Annotated in this window: 19 protein-coding genes; 7 read left to right on the top strand and 12 right to left on the bottom strand. The window is 69.1% G+C overall.

Annotation, left to right across the window (positions count from 1 at the left end):
• From B2284_RS07810 to fdxA, 3 genes are all read right to left on the bottom strand, one after another.
• A partial coding sequence (locus tag B2284_RS07810; RefSeq protein ID WP_286697350.1) for a citrate/2-methylcitrate synthase occupies positions 1-231 on the bottom strand: 231 nt, incomplete at its 3' end.
• 121 nt (positions 232-352) lie between these two features.
• A complete protein-coding gene (dapC, locus tag B2284_RS07805; protein ID WP_136788705.1) occupies positions 353-1,468 on the bottom strand; it encodes a succinyldiaminopimelate transaminase in 1,116 nt (371 codons plus the stop codon).
• A 508-nt stretch (positions 1,469-1,976) separates the two neighbouring features.
• Positions 1,977-2,300 carry a ferredoxin gene (fdxA, locus tag B2284_RS07800; RefSeq protein ID WP_006947414.1) on the bottom strand — a complete coding sequence of 108 codons (324 nt, stop codon included), beginning with the start codon at positions 2,298-2,300 and terminating at the stop codon, positions 1,977-1,979.
• 130 nt (positions 2,301-2,430) lie between these two features.
• Between fdxA and B2284_RS07795 the strand changes: the two genes are divergently transcribed.
• Positions 2,431-3,513, top strand: a complete 1,083-nt coding sequence (locus tag B2284_RS07795) for a GNAT family N-acetyltransferase (protein WP_165584551.1) — start codon at positions 2,431-2,433, stop codon at positions 3,511-3,513.
• A gap of 134 nt (positions 3,514-3,647) precedes the next feature.
• Here the strand turns inward: B2284_RS07795 and B2284_RS07790 are convergent, their stop codons facing one another.
• Entirely contained in the window at positions 3,648-6,584 is a 2,937-nt protein-coding gene (locus tag B2284_RS07790; RefSeq protein ID WP_216227650.1) for an FAD-binding and (Fe-S)-binding domain-containing protein, read from the bottom strand.
• 87 nt (positions 6,585-6,671) lie between these two features.
• On the opposite strand from B2284_RS07790, the gene B2284_RS07785 reads away from it, so the two are divergent.
• On the top strand, positions 6,672-7,628 hold the full coding sequence (locus B2284_RS07785; protein ID WP_286697349.1) for an alpha/beta fold hydrolase: 957 nt from the start codon (positions 6,672-6,674) through the stop codon (positions 7,626-7,628).
• Between the two features lie 16 nt (positions 7,629-7,644).
• On the opposite strand, the gene B2284_RS07780 is transcribed toward B2284_RS07785, so the two are convergent.
• From B2284_RS07780 to typA, 5 genes are all read right to left on the bottom strand, one after another.
• Positions 7,645-9,399 (bottom strand): VanW family protein, encoded by a 1,755-nt coding sequence (locus B2284_RS07780; protein WP_040015150.1) that lies wholly within the window; start codon positions 9,397-9,399, stop codon positions 7,645-7,647.
• 87 nt (positions 9,400-9,486) lie between these two features.
• Positions 9,487-9,990: a flavin reductase family protein gene (locus B2284_RS07775; RefSeq protein WP_006947412.1), complete on the bottom strand. Its 504-nt coding sequence runs from the start codon at positions 9,988-9,990 to the stop codon at positions 9,487-9,489.
• Positions 9,987-10,916 (bottom strand): PIG-L family deacetylase, encoded by a 930-nt coding sequence (locus B2284_RS07770; protein ID WP_006947409.1) that lies wholly within the window; start codon positions 10,914-10,916, stop codon positions 9,987-9,989. The genes B2284_RS07775 and B2284_RS07770 overlap by 4 nt, the downstream gene beginning before the upstream one ends.
• A 70-nt stretch (positions 10,917-10,986) precedes the next feature.
• Complete coding sequence (locus tag B2284_RS07765; protein WP_006947467.1) at positions 10,987-11,187, bottom strand: hypothetical protein; 201 nt, start codon at positions 11,185-11,187, stop codon at positions 10,987-10,989.
• 82 nt (positions 11,188-11,269) lie between these two features.
• Positions 11,270-13,183: a translational GTPase TypA gene (gene typA / locus B2284_RS07760; RefSeq protein ID WP_040015152.1), complete on the bottom strand. Its 1,914-nt coding sequence runs from the start codon at positions 13,181-13,183 to the stop codon at positions 11,270-11,272.
• A 212-nt stretch (positions 13,184-13,395) separates the two neighbouring features.
• Here typA and B2284_RS07755 point away from each other — a divergent pair, with 212 nt between their 5' ends.
• Together B2284_RS07755 and B2284_RS07750 are read left to right on the top strand one after the other, a co-directional pair.
• Complete coding sequence (locus B2284_RS07755; protein ID WP_040015153.1) at positions 13,396-14,121, top strand: VIT1/CCC1 transporter family protein; 726 nt, start codon at positions 13,396-13,398, stop codon at positions 14,119-14,121.
• A 293-nt stretch (positions 14,122-14,414) separates the two neighbouring features.
• Entirely contained in the window at positions 14,415-15,557 is a 1,143-nt protein-coding gene (locus B2284_RS07750) for a type IV toxin-antitoxin system AbiEi family antitoxin domain-containing protein (RefSeq protein ID WP_006947436.1), read from the top strand.
• A 211-nt stretch (positions 15,558-15,768) separates the two neighbouring features.
• On the opposite strand, the gene panD is transcribed toward B2284_RS07750, so the two are convergent.
• Entirely contained in the window at positions 15,769-16,179 is a 411-nt protein-coding gene (gene panD / locus B2284_RS07745; protein ID WP_006947480.1) for an aspartate 1-decarboxylase, read from the bottom strand.
• Between the two features lie 171 nt (positions 16,180-16,350).
• On the opposite strand from panD, the gene B2284_RS07740 reads away from it, so the two are divergent.
• Together B2284_RS07740 and B2284_RS07735 are read left to right on the top strand one after the other, a co-directional pair.
• Complete coding sequence (locus B2284_RS07740; RefSeq protein WP_006947431.1) at positions 16,351-17,040, top strand: HAD family hydrolase; 690 nt, start codon at positions 16,351-16,353, stop codon at positions 17,038-17,040.
• Between the two features lie 264 nt (positions 17,041-17,304).
• Positions 17,305-18,246 (top strand): L-lactate dehydrogenase, encoded by a 942-nt coding sequence (locus B2284_RS07735; RefSeq protein ID WP_006947407.1) that lies wholly within the window; start codon positions 17,305-17,307, stop codon positions 18,244-18,246.
• Between the two features lie 97 nt (positions 18,247-18,343).
• Here B2284_RS07735 and fumC read toward each other — a convergent pair whose 3' ends face one another.
• Positions 18,344-19,741 carry a class II fumarate hydratase gene (gene fumC, locus B2284_RS07730; RefSeq protein WP_006947470.1) on the bottom strand — a complete coding sequence of 466 codons (1,398 nt, stop codon included), beginning with the start codon at positions 19,739-19,741 and terminating at the stop codon, positions 18,344-18,346.
• A 142-nt stretch (positions 19,742-19,883) separates the two neighbouring features.
• On the bottom strand, positions 19,884-20,906 hold the full coding sequence (locus tag B2284_RS07725) for a magnesium transporter CorA family protein (RefSeq protein ID WP_006947435.1): 1,023 nt from the start codon (positions 20,904-20,906) through the stop codon (positions 19,884-19,886).
• Positions 20,907-21,127: 221 nt separating this feature from the next.
• Between B2284_RS07725 and B2284_RS07720 the strand changes: the two genes are divergently transcribed.
• Positions 21,128-21,529: an SMI1/KNR4 family protein gene (locus B2284_RS07720; protein ID WP_006947443.1), complete on the top strand. Its 402-nt coding sequence runs from the start codon at positions 21,128-21,130 to the stop codon at positions 21,527-21,529.
• Positions 21,530-21,813 lie beyond the last annotated feature (284 nt).

Here is a 21,813-nt window from a genome sequence, read left to right as displayed (position 1 = left end):
CTGGTCGATGGGGTAACCGCGGTAGCGCAGGATGCCCTGGTCACCGTCGATGTAGGTGATGGCGGACTTGCACGACGCGGTGTTGACGAAGCCGACGTCGAGGGTGACGTTGCCCGTCTCCTTCATGAGCGCCGAGATGTCGTAGCCGCTGCAGCCCTCGACGGCCTCGACGATCGGGAACTCGAGTTCCTTGTCGTCGGCCGTGAACGTGGCGTTGCCCTGAGAAGTCATGTGGGTTTTCCTCCTTGCGGACCGGCAGGGGTGTACCGGGTTAGCGAATGAGACGTTACCTGAGAATTTCCGCTGCCTTTAATCCGCTACCACCGGGTAGAGGAAAAACTTTGACTCTCCGTCAACCCGTTGTGAGGCGCCTCACAGCGGCGTCGATCCGTTCGTCGGTGGCCGTCAGCGCGAGGCGGACGTGCTGCTCGCCCGCGACGCCGTAGAAGTCGCCCGGCGCAGCGAGGATGCCGAGCTCGGCGAGCGCGTCGATCGACTCGCGGCAGGGGCGTCCCTGCGTCGCCCACAGGTACAGACCGGCCTCGGAATCGTCGATCCGCCAGTCTGCCGCCTCCAGCGCAGGTTTGAGAGCGGCGCGGCGGCGCGCGTAGATCGCCTTCTGGGCGGCCACGTGGGCGTCGTCCTCGACCGCCGTCTTGAGCACCCGCTGCACCGGCCACGGCACGATCATGCCGGCGTGCTTGCGGACGTCGACGAGCTGCTTGACGATCGCGGGGTCACCCGCGACGAAGCTCGCACGGTATCCGGCAAGGCTCGACTGCTTGCTCAGGGAGTACACCGACAGCCGCCCGGTGTGATCTCCACCGCACACGCGGTCGTCGAGGATGCTCGGGGCGCTCAGCTGCCCTGCCTCGCCGGCGCCGTCACGCCAGTCGAGCTCGGCGTAGCACTCGTCGCTCGCGACGATGACGCCACGCGCGCGTGCCCAGTCGACGACCTTCTTGAGGTGCTTGACACCGAGAACCTTGCCGTTCGGGTTGCCGGGGCTGTTGATCCAGAGCAGCTTCGGCGCCTGCGGCCCGAACTCGGTGAGGCCCCGCATCGGACGCGGCGTCGCGCCCGCGAGGCGAGCGCCGACGTCGTACGTCGGGTAGGCGACCTCGGGAAAGGCGACGACGTCCCCGGCGCCCAGGCCGAGCAGCGTCGGGAGCCACGCGACCAGTTCTTTAGAACCGACCGTGGGCATGACGCCGTCGGGGTCGACGTGGCTCGCGTTGCGGCGGCGTGCGTACCAGGCGGCGATCGCCTCACGCAGATCGGGGGTCCCCCATACCTGCGGGTAACCGTGGGCATCGGCGTTGGCCGCGAGTGCGTCCTGCAGGATCTGCGGCGTCGGATCGACGGGCGTGCCGACGCTGAGGTCGACGATGCCGCCAGGGTGCTCACTCGCGCGCGCCTTGGCCGCGGCGAGCGAATCCCAGGGGAAGTCAGGAAGGTTGAGCGCCATGCCGCCATTCTCGCACCTGCCACCGACATCCCCACCCTGCCCGAACCCCCGCGCCGCCAGGGCCGCATGCCCATCGGCGAACGGCGTCCACTCCTGCGACCTTCGTCACCATTCGCGATTTCCGTCCATCTCTGCGAACCGCCTCCCCCTCTGCGATCTTCGTCCACTGTTGCGATTTTCGATCACCTTCGCGGTCGCCCCCCCGGGCTGCGGCGACGACATGAATGTGGACGTCGACCGCCGATGTGGACAGGAATCGCCGAAGGGGACGTAGATCGCGAAGGGGGACGTAGATCTCAGATGGGTGCGGGACACGACGAACCCCCACACGAGCCGTCAGCAGCTCGCGCGGGGGTTCGATTGGCGCGGGGTTCGAAAGGGCAGGATTCTATTGGCGCGAGCGAGGTTCGCGTGCAGGCACGCAAGCACCCAGCACCTCTGGGGCGTGCACTCGGCCTGCCGGTCCTCGTCAGGCCTCACCGTCAGCCCTGGCCACCAGCCCTGGGCGTCAGTCCTGGTTCTGCGGGGGCAGGACGGCGATGATCGGGTGATCCTTCTTGATGACGCCCATCTTGGCGGCGCCACCGGGCGAGCCGAGGTCGTCGAAGAACTCGACGTTGGCCTTGTAGTAGTCGGCCCACTCCTCCGGCGTGTCGTCCTCGTAGTAGATGGCCTCGACGGGGCATACCGGCTCGCATGCGCCGCAGTCGACGCACTCGTCGGGGTGGATGTAGAGCGAACGCTCACCCTCGTAGATGCAGTCGACGGGGCACTCTTCGATGCAGGCCTTGTCCTTGACATCGACACAGGGCTGGGCGATGACGTACGTCACGGGTAGCTCCTCGGTGGTCGCGTTGCGCCCGCCGGCCGACCCGTGCAGAGGCGAGATGCGGACAGCGAACGTTCTTGGTATCCGAGCGTCACGGTGCGATGTTCGGATGGTTGCCTCCTAGTATGCCGATGTGCGCGACTCCGCCGAAAACAAGCCCACCCTTGCTTCCACCCTGCGAGAGGGCGCACGGGTCATGATTCGCCGGCGGCTGACAGCCGGCGAGATCGCCGCCGCCGCAGGCACGCTCGACGCGAACGCGACCCTGACGGACATCGTCGGCACCGTCCGCTCCGTCGACGTTGGCCATGTCGTCGTCGACACCCGGCGCGGCGAGGTGCGCGTCGCCATCACGCACATCGTGACGGCGAAGGCGCTCGGCCCACGCCCCGGCCGGCGTGGCGCGCCGCATCGCGCGGTCTCCGTCGAGGATCTCGAAGAGCTCATGACGGACGGCTGGCCGCCCCACGAACGTGAGTGGTTCGGACGCTGGATGCTGCGCGCTGCCGGCGGTTACACCGGGCGTGCCAACTCGGCTCTCGTCCTCGGCGAACCCGGCCCGTCGACGGCCGACTCGCTTGCCACCGTTCGACGCTGGTACGACGCTCGAGCGCTGCCGCCCCTGATCCAGGTGCCTCTCTCACCCGGCTTCTCGGCCGACGACGACCCCCTCGTCCAGGAGGCCACCACTCTCGGCTGGGAGGCGCTCCGCCCGGTACGTGTCATGACGGCCGCGAGCGCCGACGTCGCTGCGGCTGCGCGGCGCACGTCGACCAGCTCGATGCGCACGAACGTCTCCCCCGCCCTCGACGACGCGTGGTGGTCGCTCGCCGATGACCGGGCCCGCACGCACGAGAGCGACGCCCGGCGCGTCCTGGAGGGCTCCGAGAAGCAGGTCTTCCTCGCGCTCACGCCGCCCGTTGACACGGACGGCATCACCTCCGGTGCGGCGGGCGCGCCCTCGGGAGCCGTCGCCCACGCTCGCCTGGCGCTGTCGCCGGGATGGGCCGGAGTGTTCGCCCTCGCCACCCGCCCCGACGCCCGCCGTCAGGGCCTCGCACGACAACTACTGCGCGCCTGCGCCGACGAAGCGCTCCGCGCCGACGCCTCGTCGATGTACCTGCAGGTCGCCGCCGACAACGCACCGGCCATCGCTCTGTACGAATCGCTCGGCTTCACGACGCACCACAGGTACGTCTACCTCCAGCCGAACTGACCACCGAGGCACCGGCCTCCGCGATCATCGCCCGGAAACGCGTCGCGCACGACGCGAATCCGGTCAGAGATCCACGCGCGCAGGCAGGGCGATGCCTCGAGAGACGCCGTTGACCCCCTGCCTGCACTCAGGGCTCAGACGCCCTGACCACCTTGAGCGTCGTCGAGCAACTGCGCGAGGTGGATGCCGCGACGTTCGGTGAGGTCGGCGATCTGGGTGCGGCACGAGAACCCATCGGCGAGCAGCGCAGCGTCGGGCTTGGCGTCCATCGCCGGCAGCAGCTGTTGTTCGGCGACCTTGACGCTCACCTCGTAGTGCCCCTGCTCGACGCCGAAGTTGCCTGCAAGGCCGCAGCATCCGCCGAGTTGCTGCAAGTTGGCGCCGGCGTCGCGCAACAGCGCCGCATCGGGTGACCACCCCATGACGCCGTGGTGGTGACAGTGCGGCTGCGCGACCACGTCGACACCGGACAGGTCGGGCGCCGTCCACCGGTCGTCACCGGCGAGGAACTCCGCGAGCGTCGACGTCGAGCGCGCCACCAGCGCGGCGTCCTCGTCGCCGGGCAGTAGCTCGGCGGCGTCACCGCGCAGCACGGCCGTGCACGACGGTTCGAGCCCGATGACGGGCACGTGACGACGCGCGACGGGCGCGAGGTCGCCGATCAACCCGCGCAGTTGCTTCTTCGCCCCGTCGAGCTGGCCCGTGGAGATCCACGTCAGACCGCAGCAGCCGGCGCGTTCGACGACGAACGGTTCCCAGCCTGCGCGCCGCAGCACGCGAACCGCGGCCTGACCGACCTCGGGCGAGAAGTGGTCGGTGAACGTGTCGACCATGATGACGACGGCGTTCTCCGGCACCACGCCACGACGTTCGGCGTCCTCGAAGAACCCGACATCGTTCGTGCGGCACCAGTCACGGAACGACTCACGCGCCAACGACGGCACCGAGCGTCGCGGATCGACGCCGGCGAGCTTCTTGAGCACCGGCACCTTGCCCGTCACCGCGAGCGCCAGGTTGAACACGCCCGACGCCTTGTGTCCCAACCGAACCCAGCGCGGAAGCTGCCCCAACGCGTAGTGCGAGCGCGGACGCACGCGCCCCTTGTACGTCTGATGCAACACCTCCGACTTGAACGCGGGCATGTCGATACCCGTCGGGCAGTCCGATGTGCAGCCCTTGCACGACAGGCACAGATCGAGCGCCTCGTGCACCTCCGGCGAGCGCCAACCGTCGTTGACGAAACCGCCGGAGAGCCCGCCCTGCACCATCTCCTGCAGCAGCCGCGCGCGTCCGCGCGTCGAGTCCTTCTCGTCACCGGTCGCCGCGTAGCTCGGGCACATGACGTTCGTCGTCCCGATCGTGCTCGCGCGGCACTTGCCGATGCCGGTGCAGCGGTGGACGGCGCGCGCGAAGTCGCCGCCGTCATGCGCGTACGCGAGTGCGAGGTCCTTCGTCAGTGGCGGTACGTGCGCCATGCGGACGTCGGCCGCCGCCGGCGCGGGATCGACGAGGACGCCCGGGTTGAGCAGGTTCGTCGGGTCGAAGATCTCCTTGACGCCGGCGAACAACGCGAGCGCCTGCGGCGAGTACATCGAGCTGAGGTACTCGCTGCGGGCGCGCCCGTCGCCGTGCTCACCGGACATCGACCCGCCATAGCGCGCCACGAGCTGCGCCGACTCGTCGAGGAATTCGTGCAGCACCTGCGTGCCGCCCGGCGCGCTGAGCGGAAAGTCGATGCGGATGTGCAGGCACCCGTCGCCGAAGTGGCCATACGGCAACCCGGAGAGGTCGTAGGTGTCGAGCAACGCGTCGAAGTCACGCAGGTAGGCGCCAAGCCTTTCGGGCGGGACGGCGGCGTCCTCCCAGCCGGGCCACGCGGGCAGGTCCTTCGGCGAGCGCCCCGCGAGGCCGGCGCCGTCCTCACGCACCTTCCACAGCGCACTCGTCTCCGCGGCGTCGAGCACGACGCGCCCGTCGATCGCCCCGCAGCCGACGAGACACGCCTCGGCGCGCGCGAGCACCTCGTCGCGATCGTCGCCGGCGATCTCGACGAGCAGCCACCCCGACCCCTTCGGGAGCGACGGGACGGCCTGCGCGCCGCGCCGCGCGATGAGGACGTCGACGAGCCGCCGGTCGATGCCCTCGCACGCCGTCGGCGTGAACTGACGCACGAGCGGCGCGGCGTCACCGGCGGCCGGCATGTCGTCGTAGCCGAGGACGACGAGGATGCGGAACGCCGGTTCCGTCACGAGCCCGACAGTGGCCTCCGTCAGCACCCCGAGCGTGCCCTCGGTGCCGGCCATGAAGCGTGTGACGTCGAACCCGCGTTCCGGCAGCAGCGTCTCCATCGCGTAGCCGGAGACCTGACGATCGAAGCGCCCGAACTCCTGCCGGATCGTCGCGAGGTTCGCGCCGACGAGGTCGTCGAGGCGCCCGAGGTAGGGGTGCGCGGCGGTCAGCGCGTCGCGCGACGCCCCGTGATCGAGGCGCACGAGCTCCCCCCCGGCCGTCGCCATCTCGAGCGAGAGCAGGTTGTCGCTCGTCTTGCCATACGCGAACGCCCGCGACCCGCACGCGTTGTTGCCGATCATCCCGCCGATCGTGCATCGCGTGTGCGACGACGGGTCCGGCCCGAAGCGCACCCCGTGCGGCAGCACCGCGCGCTGCAGGCTCTGATGCACCGCGCCGGGTTCGACGACAGCGCGCCGGTTCGCGACGTCGAGGTCGAGCACCTTGTTCATGTGCGTGCTGAAATCCATGACGATGCCGGGCCCGACGGCGTTGCCGGCGCATGACGTGCCCGCGCCGCGTGCGGTGATCGGCACGCCCAGACTGCGCGCGACGGCGAGGGTCTCGAGCACGTCATCGGTGTGGCGCGGACGCACGATCGCGCGCGGCAGCACGCGGTACAGGCTCGCGTCGCTCGAGTACGCGGCACGCTCGACACCGCTGACGAGGACGTCGGTGACCTCGTGATGACGCAGCTCGTGCGCGATGCGCCCGACGTCGATAGTGGCGGCATGCGCCGTGACGTCGGCGGCGGGCGTGAACGGGATGCTCGGCGTACTCACGCGTTCATTGTGCCGCGCCGCCCCTGGGCGCGTCGGGCAGCGTCGTAGATCAAGACAGGCCCCGGGTTCGTACGGCACAGTGGCGTCATGACGACCGCGACGCACGAAGCTACTGTCGAACAGACCTCCCTGACCACCGATGACGGCCTGACGCTCGCGGCGACGTGGCACCGACTCGCCGTGTCGTCGGCTGACGAATCGTCGGCTGGCGACTCGTCTGACGAGGGCATGCCGACCGGCCGCACGCCGAAGCGTCCCGTCGTCGTCGCGGTGCACGGCTACCCTGACGACCAGCGGGTCTGGGACGCGATGATCCCCCACCTCATCCCGCGCGCCGACGTCCTCACCTACGACACCCGCGGGTCGGGCCGTTCCGACGCGCCGCCGTCACGCGACGGCTACGCCCTCGACAAGTTGCGCCGCGACGTCGATCGGGCCGTCACCGCAGCCGCCGAGAACGGGCATGAGGTCCATCTGCTCGCCCACGACTGGGGTTCGATCCAGGCCTGGCAGGCCGTGACGGACGACGGCGCGGCCTCCTGCGTCAGCAGCTTCACGACGATCTCGGGCCCATGTCTCGATCATGCGTCGCGCTGGATGCACGCGATGGCCCGTGGTTCGACCCACGATCGTCTGCTCCTCGCGCAGCAGGCCGCGTCGTCGATGTACATCGCGTTCTTCCAGACCCCGCTGCTTCCGGAACTCGTCATCCGCAGCGGCGCGTTCGGCCGGCTGTTGCAGCGCGGCGACGGCGCCGAGCGCGAGCGCCGCGACATGCTCGACGGCCTCGAGCTGTACCGCGCCAACATGGGGCTGCGCCGGCACGGCTCCAGCGCGGACGCGACCTCCGGGCCACGTCGCACCGACGTGCCGACTCAGATCGTCGTGCCGACGAAGGACCGCTACGTCCGCGAACCCATCGCCACGTACGGCGCGGCCTACGCCGCGACGTCCCGCGTGCGGCGTCTCGACGCCGGGCACTGGGCCGTGCGCTCGCACGCCGGCGACGTCGCCGACCTGGTCATCGAGCACGCGGGCCTGTAAGACCGGCGCGCCGACATCACGACGAGCCGACGCAGGTGATGATGTCGTCGGGTTGGTACTTCGTGTGGATCTTGTCGGTGCGCACCACGTTCGAGCCCTTCTTGAGGGTGCGCCACACGTCGACCTGGAAGCCTGGCGTGCCGTTTCCGACGGAGTTCTCGCACCCCTTGACGTCCTTCACGGTGCGTTGCTTCGGCTGCACCACGTCGGTCTTCGGCCCCGTCTTCGTCGACACGTCGTACTGGCGTGTGCCGTAGAAGTCCATGACGACCTTGTTGCCGCTCGTGCCCGCCTTGATGAGGATGAGGTGGCCGGTGTCGTTCGTCCACGTGTTGTCGACGCCGGGGTTCCACAGGGTTGCCTCACGACCCATCGGGTAGCGATCGATGTAGACGTCGTGCGGGGTGTGCTCGTCGAGCTGCACGCCCGCGAAGAACGCCGTGTTGTAGAGCACCGTCGAGACCTGGGAGACGCCGCCGCCCATGCCGTCGACGTGGATGCCGCCCTGCAGCGTGCCCGCCTCGACGTAGCCCTTCTCCTTCGTCAACGAGTACCCCAGGGCACGCAAAAGTGAGAACTGCTCACCGGGTCTGACCACCATCCCGTTGAGCGTCGCGAGCGCCGTCTCGATGTTGTGGGTGCGCGCGGCGTTCTCGGCGCCGCCGGGCAACTTGGACTCGAAGTGCGCCATCGATGTGGTGGGCAGCGACGAGACGTTGATGTCCTTCTCGGTCACCTGCGGCTGCATCGGCTTCATGGGCAGGTTCGCGACGTGGTTGCCCGTCAGTGCTGCCGCGACGACCGACTGCACCTTCGAGGCGTCGATCTGCTGGCCGGCCTTGCCCGGCTGCACGCTCGGCTTCCCGTCCTTCCACACGACCTTCGCGTCCGTCGCGATGTCGTTCTGCATGTCGGTGCTGCGCTCGAGGACGTGGGCGAGCAGTGCGTCCGCGTCGACCTTGATGGAGGGCTTTCCGTGCGCGTCCGTGTCGGAGGAGATGACCTCGGAGACATCGGAGGGTTTCATCGTCACGGTCTCGCCATTGGCCTTGACCTGCAGCGGCTCGGACATCGCCTTCTTCGCATCGCCCGCCGCGAACGCGGTGACGGCGTCCTGCGTCGCGTCGGCCTGCTTGTCGACGAGCTTCGTGGTGTAGGCCGTGGTGCCCGGCCAGTGCTCGGCGACGTCCTTCGCGACCGCCTTCTCGTCGACGCTCTTGCCCGGCGCGCCCTTGACGACGACGACCTCACCGTTGATGAACTTCACCTTGCCCTGCGTGGGCGCGCCCTTGATCGAGGTGCCCGCCGAGCTTTTGACGAGACGCGCCAGCGCCGCTTCGTCGACCGTGTACCGCGGCGTGACGGCGCCGCCGTCACCGCTGATGTGATGGATGAGGCGGGTAGGCGACAGGCTGAACCCGGTGACGCCGTCGAGCGTGCGCGCCACGTCCGGCTTCCATGCGCTGGACGGCTCGAACGCGAACTTCTGCCCGTCGGCCGTGACGGTGGCCTGCTGCTGCGCCCCCGGGCCCGGCAGGCCGGAGACCTGACGCGAGGCCTGTTCCATCGTCATCCCGCCGATGCTGCGGCCCGCGACGGTGGTACCGCCCGCGATCGTGTCCTTGTAGTGGTAGCAGGCCCCGACGTAGCCGATCGCCGCCACGGCGAGTACACCGGCGCCCCCGAACCAGGCCAGATGCCTGCGCCGACGCGTGCCGTCCGGCTGCGTCGCCTGCACCTGCTCGTCGTCCGCCACGGTGACCTCCTGCATGTCTCGAACCCGCGAAAACCCCGCGCCACGGGTCGCACCATTGCACCACGAACGGCGGCGTCCGACGATCTGGGCACGAGCGACGCGTCAGCGCAACCGGCCGAATGCGCCCCGGTAATACGTGAGGGCGTCCTCGGGAGCGTCGCCGACGGCGAGCGTCAGCACCTCACCGACGACGATCGTGTGGTCGCCCGCGTCGAGGGTCGAGACCGTGCGGCACTCGAACTCCGCGAGGGCGTCGTCGACGAGGGCGAGGCCCGTCGCGTCACCGCGGTGGTGCGGCACGCGGTCGAGCTGGCCGTGCAGCGGACGCCCGCGCGTCGCGAGCCACGACGCGATCGGCTTCGCACTGGCACCGAGCAGGGAGACCGCCCATTCGCCGCGCTCCATGACCGCCTCGAAGAAGCGGGCCTCGCGTTCGACGCTGATGAGCATGAGAACAGGGTCGAGCGAGACGCTCGTCAACGAGTTGATCGTCATGGCGTGGTCGATGTCGCCGACGCGCGTGGTCACGACGCTGACGCCCGTCGCGAGACGGCCGATGGCCTTGCGGTAGTGGTCGGGGTCGACCGGTTCGTGGTGGGAGGTCATGCGATCAGCTCCGGGCGGGTCGCGCTCGGCGTGGCGTTCTCGGCGCCGACGATGCGGCGGCGAGCGCGGGCGTCGTACTCGGTGAACCCCTCACGTCCTGAAAGACGTGCGGCGACGTCGTTGGAGAGCGCGTAGACCTCGTCGGCGACGCTGACCTGCGTGCGGTGCTCGCGCAGCGCCTTGATCTGGAGGCTGACGGCCGCGTCATCGACGACCGCGTGCGTCACCTCGTCGTCGGGCACGACGGACGGCGGGTAGGCGTCGCCGCGCTCGGGGACGACGAAGCCCGTCTCCCGGAGGAACTCGGGCGAGCACATCGCGTGCAGCCAGGCGCGATCCTCCTGTGCCCACGACTGCGGCGTCAGGGTGATGAACAGCCTCGGACGCGCGGTCGATGCGGCGAGCGCGGCGACCGTCACCTCGTGCGCGCGGATGTGGTCGGGATGGCCGTAGCCGCCCTGCTCGTCATACGTGACGACGACGTCGGGCGCGAGCGCGTCGACGTACGCGGCGACGTCGGCAGCGACGGCCTCGATGTCGGCGCCCGTGAACGCCCGGGGGTGGGATGCCGACGGCGTGCCTGCCATGCCCGAATCGCGGTACGTGCGCGCCTCAGGGCGGTTCGCGAGAGCGCGGAAGGCGTCGTCACCGAGGACGACCGACGACGTCACCCCCATCGCCGTCATCGCGCGGCGCAGTTCCTCGCGACGCACCGGAGCGAGCTCGTCCGCGACGTCGTCGGGACGCGCTGAGCCGGCTGGCAGTTCGAGGTGTTTGAGGTCGTCAGGGATGACCTCGCCCTCCTCCCCCAGCGTGCAGGTGAGCACGTGCACCTCGTCACCCCGCGCGACGTGATGCGCCATCGTCACACCCGTCCACAGCGATTCGTCATCAGGATGCGCATGCGCGAAGAGAAGCCGAGCCATGAGGTCAACCTTCGTCCTCCACGCGCCGAAACGCAAAGAGCGCAGTGGCCGCATGCCTGGGGTCGAAGGCTCAGCGGCGGTACCGCACCGCCCCGTCCTCGAACCGGAACCCGATCGGAAACGCCATGGTGATGACGCCATCGGCGTAGTTCACATGCACCGCGTCGGCGTACTCTGCCGCCTCCTCGGCCGTCGCGAACACCCTGAGGACGGTGTTGTGGGGCGTCTCGTCGTGCTGAACGATCCAGACGCCCTCCCGGTTCTTGTTCATGGCCCCACTCTGCCGCACGCGAAACGGCCGGCCACCCTCGTTCGAGAGTGGCCGGCCGTTCGTCGATCGTCAGCTGATCAGGTCAGCTCTTGTTCGCGTTGCGAACACGCGACGCGGTGCGCGCGCGCTCACCGGCGTTGAGCACGACCTTGCGGATGCGCACGGCCGTCGGGGTGACCTCGCAGCACTCGTCCTCACGGCAGAACTCGAGGCTCTGCTCGAGGGAGAGCTGACGCGGCGGGATGACCTTCTCGAAGTTGTCGGCGGACGACGCGCGAACGTTCGTCAGCTTCTTCTCCTTGGTGATGTTGACGTCCATGTCGTCGGCGCGGCTGTTCTCGCCGACGATCATGCCCTCGTACACCTCGGTGCCCGGCTCGACGAACAGCGTGCCGCGCTCCTGCAGGTTGACCATCGCGTACGACGTGACGGGGCCCGTGCGGTCGGCGACGAGCGACCCGGCGACGCGCGTCGTGATGGTGCCCGCCCACGGCTCGTAACCCTCGGATGTCGAGTGCGCGATACCCGTACCGCGCGTCTCGGTGAGGAACTCGGTGCGGAAGCCGATGAGGCCACGCGCCGGGACGACGAACTCCATGCGGATCCAACCGGTGCCGTGGTTCGTCATCTGCTCCATGCGGCCCTTGCGGGCAGCGAGCAGCTGCGTGATGGCGCCGAGGTACTCCTCGGGCGTGTCGACCGTCAGGCGCTCGAACGGCTCGTGCAGCTTGCCGTCGATCTCACGCGTGACGACCTGCGGCTTGCCGACGGTCAGCTCGAAGCCCTCGCGGCGCATCTGCTCGACGAGGATGGCGAGCGCCAGCTCACCGCGGCCCTGCACCTCCCAGGCGTCGGGACGCTCGGTCGGCAGGACGCGCAGCGACACGTTGCCGATGAGCTCCTTGTCGAGGCGGTCCTTGACGAGACGCGCGGTCACCTTCGTGCCGCGCTCCTTGCCGACGAGCGGCGAGGTGTTCGTTCCGATCGTCATCGAGATCGCGGGCTCGTCGACCGTGATGAGCGGCAGCGGCTCCGGGTTCTCGGCGTCGGCGAGGGTCTCGCCGATCGTGATGTCGGGGATGCCGGCGACGGCGATGATGTCGCCGGGGCCCGCGGCCTTCTCGGACGGCTTGCGCTCGAGGCCCTCCGTCATGAGCAGTTCGGTGATCTTCACCTTCTGCTGGGTGCCGTCGGCCTTGCACCACGTCACCTGCTGGCCCTTGGCGATCTCACCGTTGAACACGCGCAGCAGCGCGAGTCGGCCGAGGAAGTTGTCCGAGTCGAGGTTCGTCACGTGCGCCTGCAGCGGCGTGCCCTCCTCGTACGTCGGGGCGGGGATCGTCTCGAGAATCGTCTTGAACAGCGGCTCGACGGAGTCACCCTCGGGCAGGCCACCGTCGTCGGGACGCACGGTCGAGGCGATGCCGTTCTTCGCCGACGCGTAGACGATCGGGAACTCGATCTGGTCCTCGTCCGCGTCGAGATCCATGAACAGTTCGTAGACCTCGTCGATGACCTCGGCGATGCGGCTGTCGGGACGGTCGACCTTGTTGATGCACAGGATGACGGGCATCTTCGCGTCGAGGGCCTTGCGCAGCACGAAGCGCGTCTGCGGCAGCGGACCCTCGGAGGCGTCGACGAGCAGGACGACACCGTCGACCATCGACAGACCGCGCTCGACCTCACCACCGAAGTCGGCGTGACCGGGGGTGTCGATGATGTTGATCGTGACGAACTCACCGTCGTCGAGGCCCGCGACCTCCTTCGCGGCGGGGCCCGCGTAGTGGATCGCGGTGTTCTTCGCGAGGATCGTGATGCCCTTCTCACGCTCGAGGTCACCGGAGTCCATGACTCGCTCTCCGGTGGTCTCGACGGTGGCGCGCTCGGCGAACACGCCGGCCTGCCAGAGCATCTTGTCGACGAGGGTGGTCTTGCCGTGGTCGACGTGGGCGACAATGGCGACGTTGCGAACGTCGTTACGAGACTTCAAAGCCATGCTTGCCATTGTCGCAGGGTTTTCGACCTGCCGGGGACGCGGTCCATCCGAGGGTCCGCAAGGCCGCGCCCTCGGGGTGCGGATGATGGACGCACCTGATGGTTCGACCGGCCGCAAGGCCGCGCCCTCGGGGTACGGGCCGAGCCGAAGCCAACGTGACCGGACTCATCGAAGCCTCACCTACGTGGCGCTCGCATCGTCGATCGCGCACGATGCGCGTCATGACGACCACGACTCCCCACAGCGGCGAGGCCCACGATGCCGGGCATGCCGCGAAGCTCAACTGGCTGCGCGCCGGCGTTCTCGGAGCCAACGACGGCATCGTCTCCGTCGCCGGCCTCGTCATGGGTGTCGCCGGAGCGACGGCTGAGCGCACCCCCATCATCATCGCGGGTGTCGCGGGCATCGTCTCTGGTGCGCTGTCGATGGCCGTCGGCGAGTACGTCTCCGTCTCGACGCAGCTCGACAGCGAGAAGGCGCTCCTCGCCAAGGAGAAGCTCGAGCTCGCCACGATGCCCGACGAGGAACTCGCCGAACTCACGCAGATCTACGTCGACAAGGGTCTCGACGAGCCCCTCGCTCGCGAGGTCGCCGTCCAGCTCACCGAGAAGGACGCGCTGCGTGCGCACGCCGACGCCGAACTCAACCTCGACCCCGACGACCTCGCGAACCCGTGGACGGCCGCCGGTGCGTCGTTCGTGTCGTTCGCCCTCGGTGCTCTCATCCCGCTGCTCGCGATCCTGCTGCCGTCGCCGTCGCTCAGGGTGCCGGTGACGGTTGTCGCCGTCGTCATCGCGCTCGCGATCACCGGCTTCGTCAGCGCCCGCATCGGCGGGGCGAAGCGTGGACGCGCCGTCGCCCGCAACGTCGGCGGCGGCGTACTCGCCATGGCCATCACCTTCGGCGTCGGTTCGCTCGTCGGCACGGGCGTCGCCTGAGCTGTCTGACCTGAGCGGCTGTCTGACCTGTACGACCGGCGGGTCTGCCCGGGTGTCCGCATCTGCCCGGCTGACGCTGCAGCTGCTCGACTTTTGCGCATCTGCGCGAGGAATGTGACGCACATTCCTCGCGCAGATGCGTATTTCTCGCGCAGCTGGGTTTGGTTCAGTGAATGGCTGGCTCCCCGCGGGGAGTTCCATCAGGACACGAGGTGCTGCGCCGTCCGCGTCGATGTGACGAGTTGTCCACAGGGCCTCAGCGGCCGGGCCTCATTCTCGACCAGGCTGGGCTCATGACGACGATCCCCCGCGCGAGCGCCGGCGGCGCGGTCCGCTCCGACACCGCCCCTCAGGGCGCTCGGGCCTTCACTCCGAACGACACCGCCGCGAGCGTCCACCACCCGGTCGACCCCGATACCGACCCCTCACCGAACGCCCGTGGTGCGGCCGCCTCCGACGCGAGCGCCCCCGGCGTGACGATTCCCGACGTGCTCCTCGCACTGTCACGGCTGGGGCATTTCACGCGGGCGCAGGCCCTGGGCGCGGGCGTCACCGATTCGCAGTTGCGACGCTGGGGGCAGGCGGGTGTGCTGACCCGCCTCGGTCAGGGTCTCTACGCCGTACAGCCCGCGCCCGGCATGGCCGGCGGCGTCACGCGCACAGATGGGCCAGACGACCCCTGGCAGGCAGCCCGTGAGGATCACCTGCGGCGGGCGGTCGCACTGCTCGAGGCCATTCCCGGCAGCTACCTCACCGGTGTGACGGCCGCGCTGGCCCACCAGCTGCCGGTGCTCACCATGCCGACCACGGTCGAGATGTCCCGTCGCCCGTACGGACCCAGCACCCGCCCCGGCCTGGCGATGCGTCGGCCGTGGGGCGCCGGGCCGGCCGACGTCCCCCTCGCCGGCATCGCGCGGCCCGTGCAGGGCCTGGCCCAAGTCGGCATCGACATCGCGGCCCACCACGGCATCCCCGACGGTCTCGTCGTCGCCGACGCAGCTCGCCGTCTGGGCCTCGACGCCGATGCCCTCGTCGCCGCGGCGGACGCCTTCGGAACTCGCGCGGGCGCTCATCAGGCACGAACGGTGGCACGGTTCGCGGATCCGCGAACCGAGTCGGCTGCGGAATCACGGGCCCGCTGGGTGCTGGCGACGTTGGGGTACACCGTCATCCCGCAGTTCGAGGTGTACGACGCGCACGGACGGTTCGTGGCGCGCGCCGACTTCCTCGTGGCGGGGACGAACGTCATCGTCGAGGTCGACGGGCTGCTCAAGTACACCGACCGCGAAGCGCTGCGCCGCGAGAAGCTCCGCGAGGTCGCCCTGCAGCGACTCGGCTACCACGTCGTCCGCGTGCTCTACCGCGACCTCGACCACCACGAGCGCGTGAGGTCACTCGTGCGCGAGGCCGTCGCGCTTGCGGCACGAGCCTCCTGAACGAGCGACCTCGGGCGGGCACCCGCCGCGCCGTTGAACGAGCGGGCCACCCGCCTCACCGCGCCACGAGAGCCCAGCTGCACGAGAAATGTGCATCTGCACGAGGAATGTGCGGCACATTCCTCGTGCAGATGCACAAAAGTCGAGCAGCTGATCCGCCGGCCCGCCGGCCGCACGTCAGCGTCGGGCCTGTGCACCGGCCGCGGGGGCTTCAGCCGTCGCGCGGGTCGACGAGACCGGAGCCCTCGGGCGCGTGGGCGGGGTCGGTGCCGCGTTCGACGATACGGTTGTCGCCGTCGACGAACACGACACGCGGCTCGTGCGTCGCGACCTCGTCGGGACCGAACATTCCGTACGCGATGAGGATGACGGTGTCCCCCACCCCGACGAGGTGAGCGGCGGCACCGTTGATGCCGATGCGCCCCTCACCCGCAGGGCCGGCGATGACGTAGGTAGTGAGTCGGTGGCCGTTGTCGACGTCGACGATGTCGATCTGCTCGCCCTCGACGAGGTCGGCGGCCTCCATGAGGTCGGACGAGATGGTGCACGAGCCGACGTAGTGCAGGTCGGCGTGCGTGACGGTCGCGCGGTGAATCTTGGCTCGCATCAGGGTGCGCAGCATGAGGGCCTCCTCCTCGAAAACGGCCTCAAGCGTACGTCCACGAGGCGTCGTCCCCCAGGAAGCGGAGGACCGCCACCCGGCGGCAGGCGATCACCGACGTCTCGGCAGGTCACCCCAGAGGCGGAGGCCTACGGACTCGCACGTCGCATGGCGGCGTGATGGGATCGAGCCATGCCTCGACTCGGTGACCTCTCCGCCCTGGCCGGCCGCCCGTTCGCGGCCGTGCTGTTCGACAACGACGGCACGCTCGTCGACTCGACGCCCGCCGTCATCCGCTCATGGGTGGCGTGGGCGCGCGAGTACGACATCGACCCGCACCTGCTCGGCCAGCATCACGGGGTGCCGGCGTCGGGCATCATCGCGCAGATCGCGCCGCATCTGAGCCCCGGCGAGGCGGAGGTCGCGCTGGCCCGCATCACGGCGATGGAACTCGCAGACACGGACGGGGTCGTCGCGCTGCCCGGAGCCGTCGACGCGGTCGCGGCGCTGCTGCCCCGTCGGTGTGCGGTCGTGACGTCGGCGACGCATGAACTTGGGTTGGCGCGCCTGCAGGCCGCGGGCATCCCGCTCCCGGACGTGGTCGTGACGTTCGACGACGTCGAGCACGGCAAGCCGCACCCCGACCCGTTCCTCGTGGCTGCCGAGCGTCTCGGGGTCGCCGCCGAAGAATGCCTCGTCGTCGAGGACGCACCAAGCGGTCTGCGCGCGGCGAAGGCCGCAGGATGCGCGACGCTCGCGCTGACGTCGACGACGAACGTCGCCAACCTCGACGCGACAACGGACGCCGACGCAATCGTCGATTCCCTTGCTGCTGTTCGCTTTTCAGTGACGAACTCTACGGTGCAGATCGCGACACCTTGACCCTGCGGGGCGGCGCGGCACCGCACCCCCGCGGGCTCCTGTCGAGGCAGTACAGCCTGAATACACGCGGCGGAAACTCCCAAGCTCGGGCCCCGGAGGCCCGCGGGGTCGCGGGTCGGCTGCCAAACTCCCAAGCTCGGGCCTCTGAGGCCAGCGGTCACGTGACGAGCCCTCCCCGCCTGTCATTCGATGTTCATGTTCACTGCACCGGCAAGGTGCTCCACACGACGGAACAGACCGGGCCGGCGGCGTAGCGTTGAGGTCATGAGCGATCGCGTTGTTCTCATCGGTGCCGGTGACGTCGGGGTGGCGTACGCGTACGCCCTCGTCAACCAGGGTCTCGTCCACGAGTTGTCCATCATCGACATCAACACTCAGAAGGTGACGGGCGAGGTGATGGACCTCAACCACGGCGTCGTGTGGGCGCCGTCGCCGACGCGCGTGACGGTGGGGTCATACGACGACTGCGCCGACGCCGACCTCGTCGTCATCACCGCGGGTGCGGCGCAGCGCCCGGGTGAGACGCGGCTCGACCTCGTCGGGCGCAACGTCGAGATCTTCCGCTCGATCGTCGGCTCCGTGATGGATACGGGTTTCGACGGCATCTTCCTCGTCGCCAGCAACCCGGTCGACGTGATGGCCTACGCCACCTGGAAGTTGAGCGGTCTGCCGTCCGAGCGTGTCATCGGTTCGGGCACGACGCTCGACTCGGCGCGCCTGCGTTTCATGCTCGGCGAGCTGTACGACGTCGCACCGTCGAGCGTGCACGCGTCGATCATCGGTGAGCACGGCGACACCGAGGTGGCCGCACTGTCGTCCGCGAACGTCGCGGGCGCGCCGCTGTCACGCGACCTCGAGAGCGTGCCGGGGCGCCGTGAGGAGATCGAGCGTGTCTTCACCGACACGCGTGAGGCGGCCTACCGCATCATCGACGCGAAGGGTTCGACGTCGTACGGCATCGGCATGGCCCTCGCGCGCATCACCCGCGCCATCCTGCGCGACGAGTACACCGCACTGCCGGTCTCGACGAAGCTGCACGGCACGTACGGCATCGACGACCTGTTCATCGGTGTGCCCACGGTGCTGGGGCGCAGCGGAGTCAAGAGCGTCGTCGAACTCGACCTGAACGACGCCGAACGCGACGCCCTCGCCCACTCCGCCAAGGTACTCAGCGGCGTCGTCGACTCGACGGGGCTACGCGACTGAACGCTCCGAGACGACGACAGACGACGAAAGGGGTTGTGGAGGTTCGCGCTTATGAGCGCACGAACCTCCACAACCCCTTCGCCGGTGAGAGGGCTCGTCAGGCGGACGGGTGCGTCATGTCGGCGGGCACGACCCAGCGGTCGAAGTCCTCGCCCGTCACGTCGCCGGACGCGAGCGCCGCTTCGCGCAGCGTCGTGCCCTCCTTGTGCGCCTTCTTCGCGATGGCGGCGGCCTTGTCGTAGCCGATGTGACGGTTGAGCGCTGTCACGACCATGAGGTTCGAGGCGAGGTTGGCGTCGATGCGCTCCCGGTTCGGCTCGATGCCACGTGCGCAGTGCGCGGTGAACGAACGGCACGCATCCGAGATGAGGCGGATGCTCTCCAGCACGGCGTGCGCCATGACGGGCTTGAACACGTTGAGCTGGAAGTTGCCCTGCGAGCCGGCGAAACCGACCGTCGCGTCGTTGCCGAACACGCGGGTGGCGACCATCGTCATCGCCTCGCACTGCGTCGGGTTGACCTTCCCCGGCATGATCGAGCTGCCCGGCTCGTTCTCCGGGATGACGAGTTCGCCGATGCCGTTGCGCGGCCCGGACGCGAGCCAACGCACGTCGTTCGCGATCTTCATGAGCGCCCCGCCGAGCAGCCTGAGCGACGAGCTGACGGCGACGAGCTCGTCGTGCGCCGACAGCGACGCGAACAGGTTGTCGGCCTGGTGGAAGCTCTCGCCCGTGATCTCGGAGATCTTCTGCGCGGCGAGCATGCCGAAGTCGGGGTGCGCGTTGAGCCCCGTACCGACGGCGGTGCCACCGATCGCGAGCGCCCGCGTCGCCTGCTCGGCCTGACGCACCTGCGACAGCGCGAAGTCGAGCTGCGCGACCCAGCCGCCGATCTCCTGACCGAGACGGATCGGCGTCGCGTCCTGCAGGTGGGTGCGCCCGACACAGATGACGTCGTCGAACTCCTTCGCCTTGGCGTCGAGCACGTCACGCAGCTCGGTGACGGCCGGATAGAGGCGCTCGACGAGGTCGAGGACGACGGCGATGTGCATCGCCGTCGGGAACGTGTCGTTCGACGACTGACCGCGGTTGACGTGATCGTTGGGGTGAACGGGCTTCTTCGAGCCGCGCTCTCCGCCGGCGAGTTCGATCGCGCGGTTGGAGATGACCTCGTTGGCGTTCATGTTCGACTGCGTGCCGGAGCCTGTCTGGAACACGACGAGCGGGAACTGATCGTTCAGCTTGCCGTCGATGACGTCGTCCGCGGCCTTCTCGATGAGCTCCGCGACGTCCTTCGGGAGCTGCTCGAGATCGGCGTTCGCCTGCGCGGCGGCCTTCTTGAGGATGCCGAGTGCCCGCACCATGACGGGCCCCCACACGAACGTGTCACGGCCGATGTCGAAGTTCTCGATGCTTCGCTGCGTCTGCGCGCCCCAGTAGGCGTTCTCGTCGACCTCGATCTGACCCATGCTGTCGGTTTCGATGCGCTTGACCATGCCTCCAGCTTAGGCACGCCTCACCACGATCGCGAACGCCCGGAGGGGTGCGCGGCGAGGCCACCCTCGTCGTCAGCGCCCAGCCGTAACCCTCTGCGTCCTGATGCACCCGGGTGCACTTGGACGCAGGTGGGCGGGGAGGTCACAACCAGTCGTTGTGGCGGAAGATCGCGTAGAGCCCGCCCGACAACGCGACGATGACGACGACGCTCATGACGAGCCCCGAATGCGCCTGGAAACCGGGGTAGGGCACGTTCTGGCCGAACCAGCCCGTCACGGCCGTCGGCACCGAGATGATCGCGGCCCACGCTGCGAGTTTCTTCATGATCGTGTTGAGCCGCGCGTCCTGCAGCGACAGGTTCGTCTCGAAGACGGTGCTCACCATGTCCCGCAGCGACTCGGTCCACTCCGAGGCACGCAGCACGTGGTCGTACAGGTCGTCGTACCAGGCGTCGAGCGGCCCGCCCGTGCGCCCGCGGTGACGCATGAGCGCGTTGACGACCTCACGCATCGGCAGGACGACGCGGCGCAGCGCGACGAGATCCTTGCGGATCGCGTACGTCGTGCGGACGAACTCGCTGCCGGTGCGCCGCTCCGCGAACAACGTCTCCTCGAGGCCCTCGAGAGCGTCGTCGAGCGACTGGATTGTGTCGAAATGGCCGTCGACGACGTAGTCGAGCAACCCGTGCACGAGCGCGCCGCTGCCCTGCGTCATGAGTGAGGCGGAATCATCCCAGCGCTTCACGACCTCACCCATGTCGAACGCTTCGCAGTGCGGCGAGCTGACCCTGATCGTGATGAGCGCCCGCGGCAGCACGATGCCGCTGATGCGCGTGACGCTGAGGTGGCTGCGCCCGTCAGCGTGCTCGGCGAGGGTGTCGGTCGCGAGCTGCGTGGCGTACACGGTGAAGAACAGATGGTCGGCGTGAGCCGTCACCTTGGCGCGCTCGTGCGGAGCGAGAGCATCCTCGACCACAGTCCCGCTCACGCCCAACCGCAGGACGAGCTGACGCAGTTGCTCCGGCGACGGGTCGAGCAGGTCGACCCAGACGAGGTTCTCCTCGTCGCGCATCGCGTCGGCGAGCGCACCCGCCTCGATGGAGCGCGCCTTCGTCTCTTTCCTGCGCCACACCCGCGCGTCAGCGATATCGAGACCCTCGATCATGACGGCTCACCGGCGCGCGGGGGGTTCGAGCGAAGCGGAGCAGGACGAATCATGAGCGCATTGTGACGCATCGCCCCGACAAGACGCTGTGGATCGCGCCGACAGGACGCTGGGATCGTCGCGGCCCGGTTCACGGGGCGGAAGCACCCACGGACCATCGCGCTACTCGCTTCGTCGTTCGTCGCGGCCCGCTCACGGGTCGCAGGCCCTAGGCTGACGGCATGTCCTTCACGGAGTACTTCAGCCCTGACCGTTTCGACTCCCCCGCCACCGAGGACGACCTCACGCACGCCGAGAAGAAGCTCGGCGTTACCTTTCCCGACGACCTGCGCGCCTTCTGGCTGACGACGGCGACGTACAACGGCAACGTCCACATGGCCGACGGCACCGACGGGCCCTACCTGCGCGTGCTGCACCCGAGTTCGGTGACCAAGACCGGCGACATCGTCGTCTTCGGCCGCGGCGAGGACTGGGACTTCGGCGTCGTCCCCGGTCACCCGACGCGCTGGGTCGACGTCGAGCGCGACAGCGGCGAGGAGCTCAGCGAGCTCGGCGCCACGTTCGTCGGCTTCCTCGAGTCGCTGCGCAACGAGCACGCCGAGCAGGACGACCTGTTCGCCTGAGGGCGGCGATCAGGGCGCTATGACGCGCCCACGCTGACCATGACAACCGGGCGTCAGGCGTGATGACGGCGCCGGGCGCGGCGCGTGGTGCGTCATCACGACGCATCGGCGGGGCGCTGCTCCGTCGTCACTGCGCCTCGAACCACTCGGTCCACGAGCGCCCGCGGACCCCGGAATGGCGGGCATCTCGACACCGGCGAACCTCCAGTGCCACCGCGCCGGCACACCCGTCAGAGCGTCTCGACGAGGCGGATGCGCTGCAGCACGACGGGCGTCGCATCGTC

It is taken from the genome of Dermacoccus sp. UBA1591 (genome assembly GCF_002322065.1).
Taxonomy (GTDB): domain Bacteria; phylum Actinomycetota; class Actinomycetes; order Actinomycetales; family Dermatophilaceae; genus Dermacoccus; species Dermacoccus nishinomiyaensis.
The sequence above is the reverse complement of the archived record's forward strand: the minus strand, read 5'-3'. Positions and strand labels throughout refer to the sequence as shown.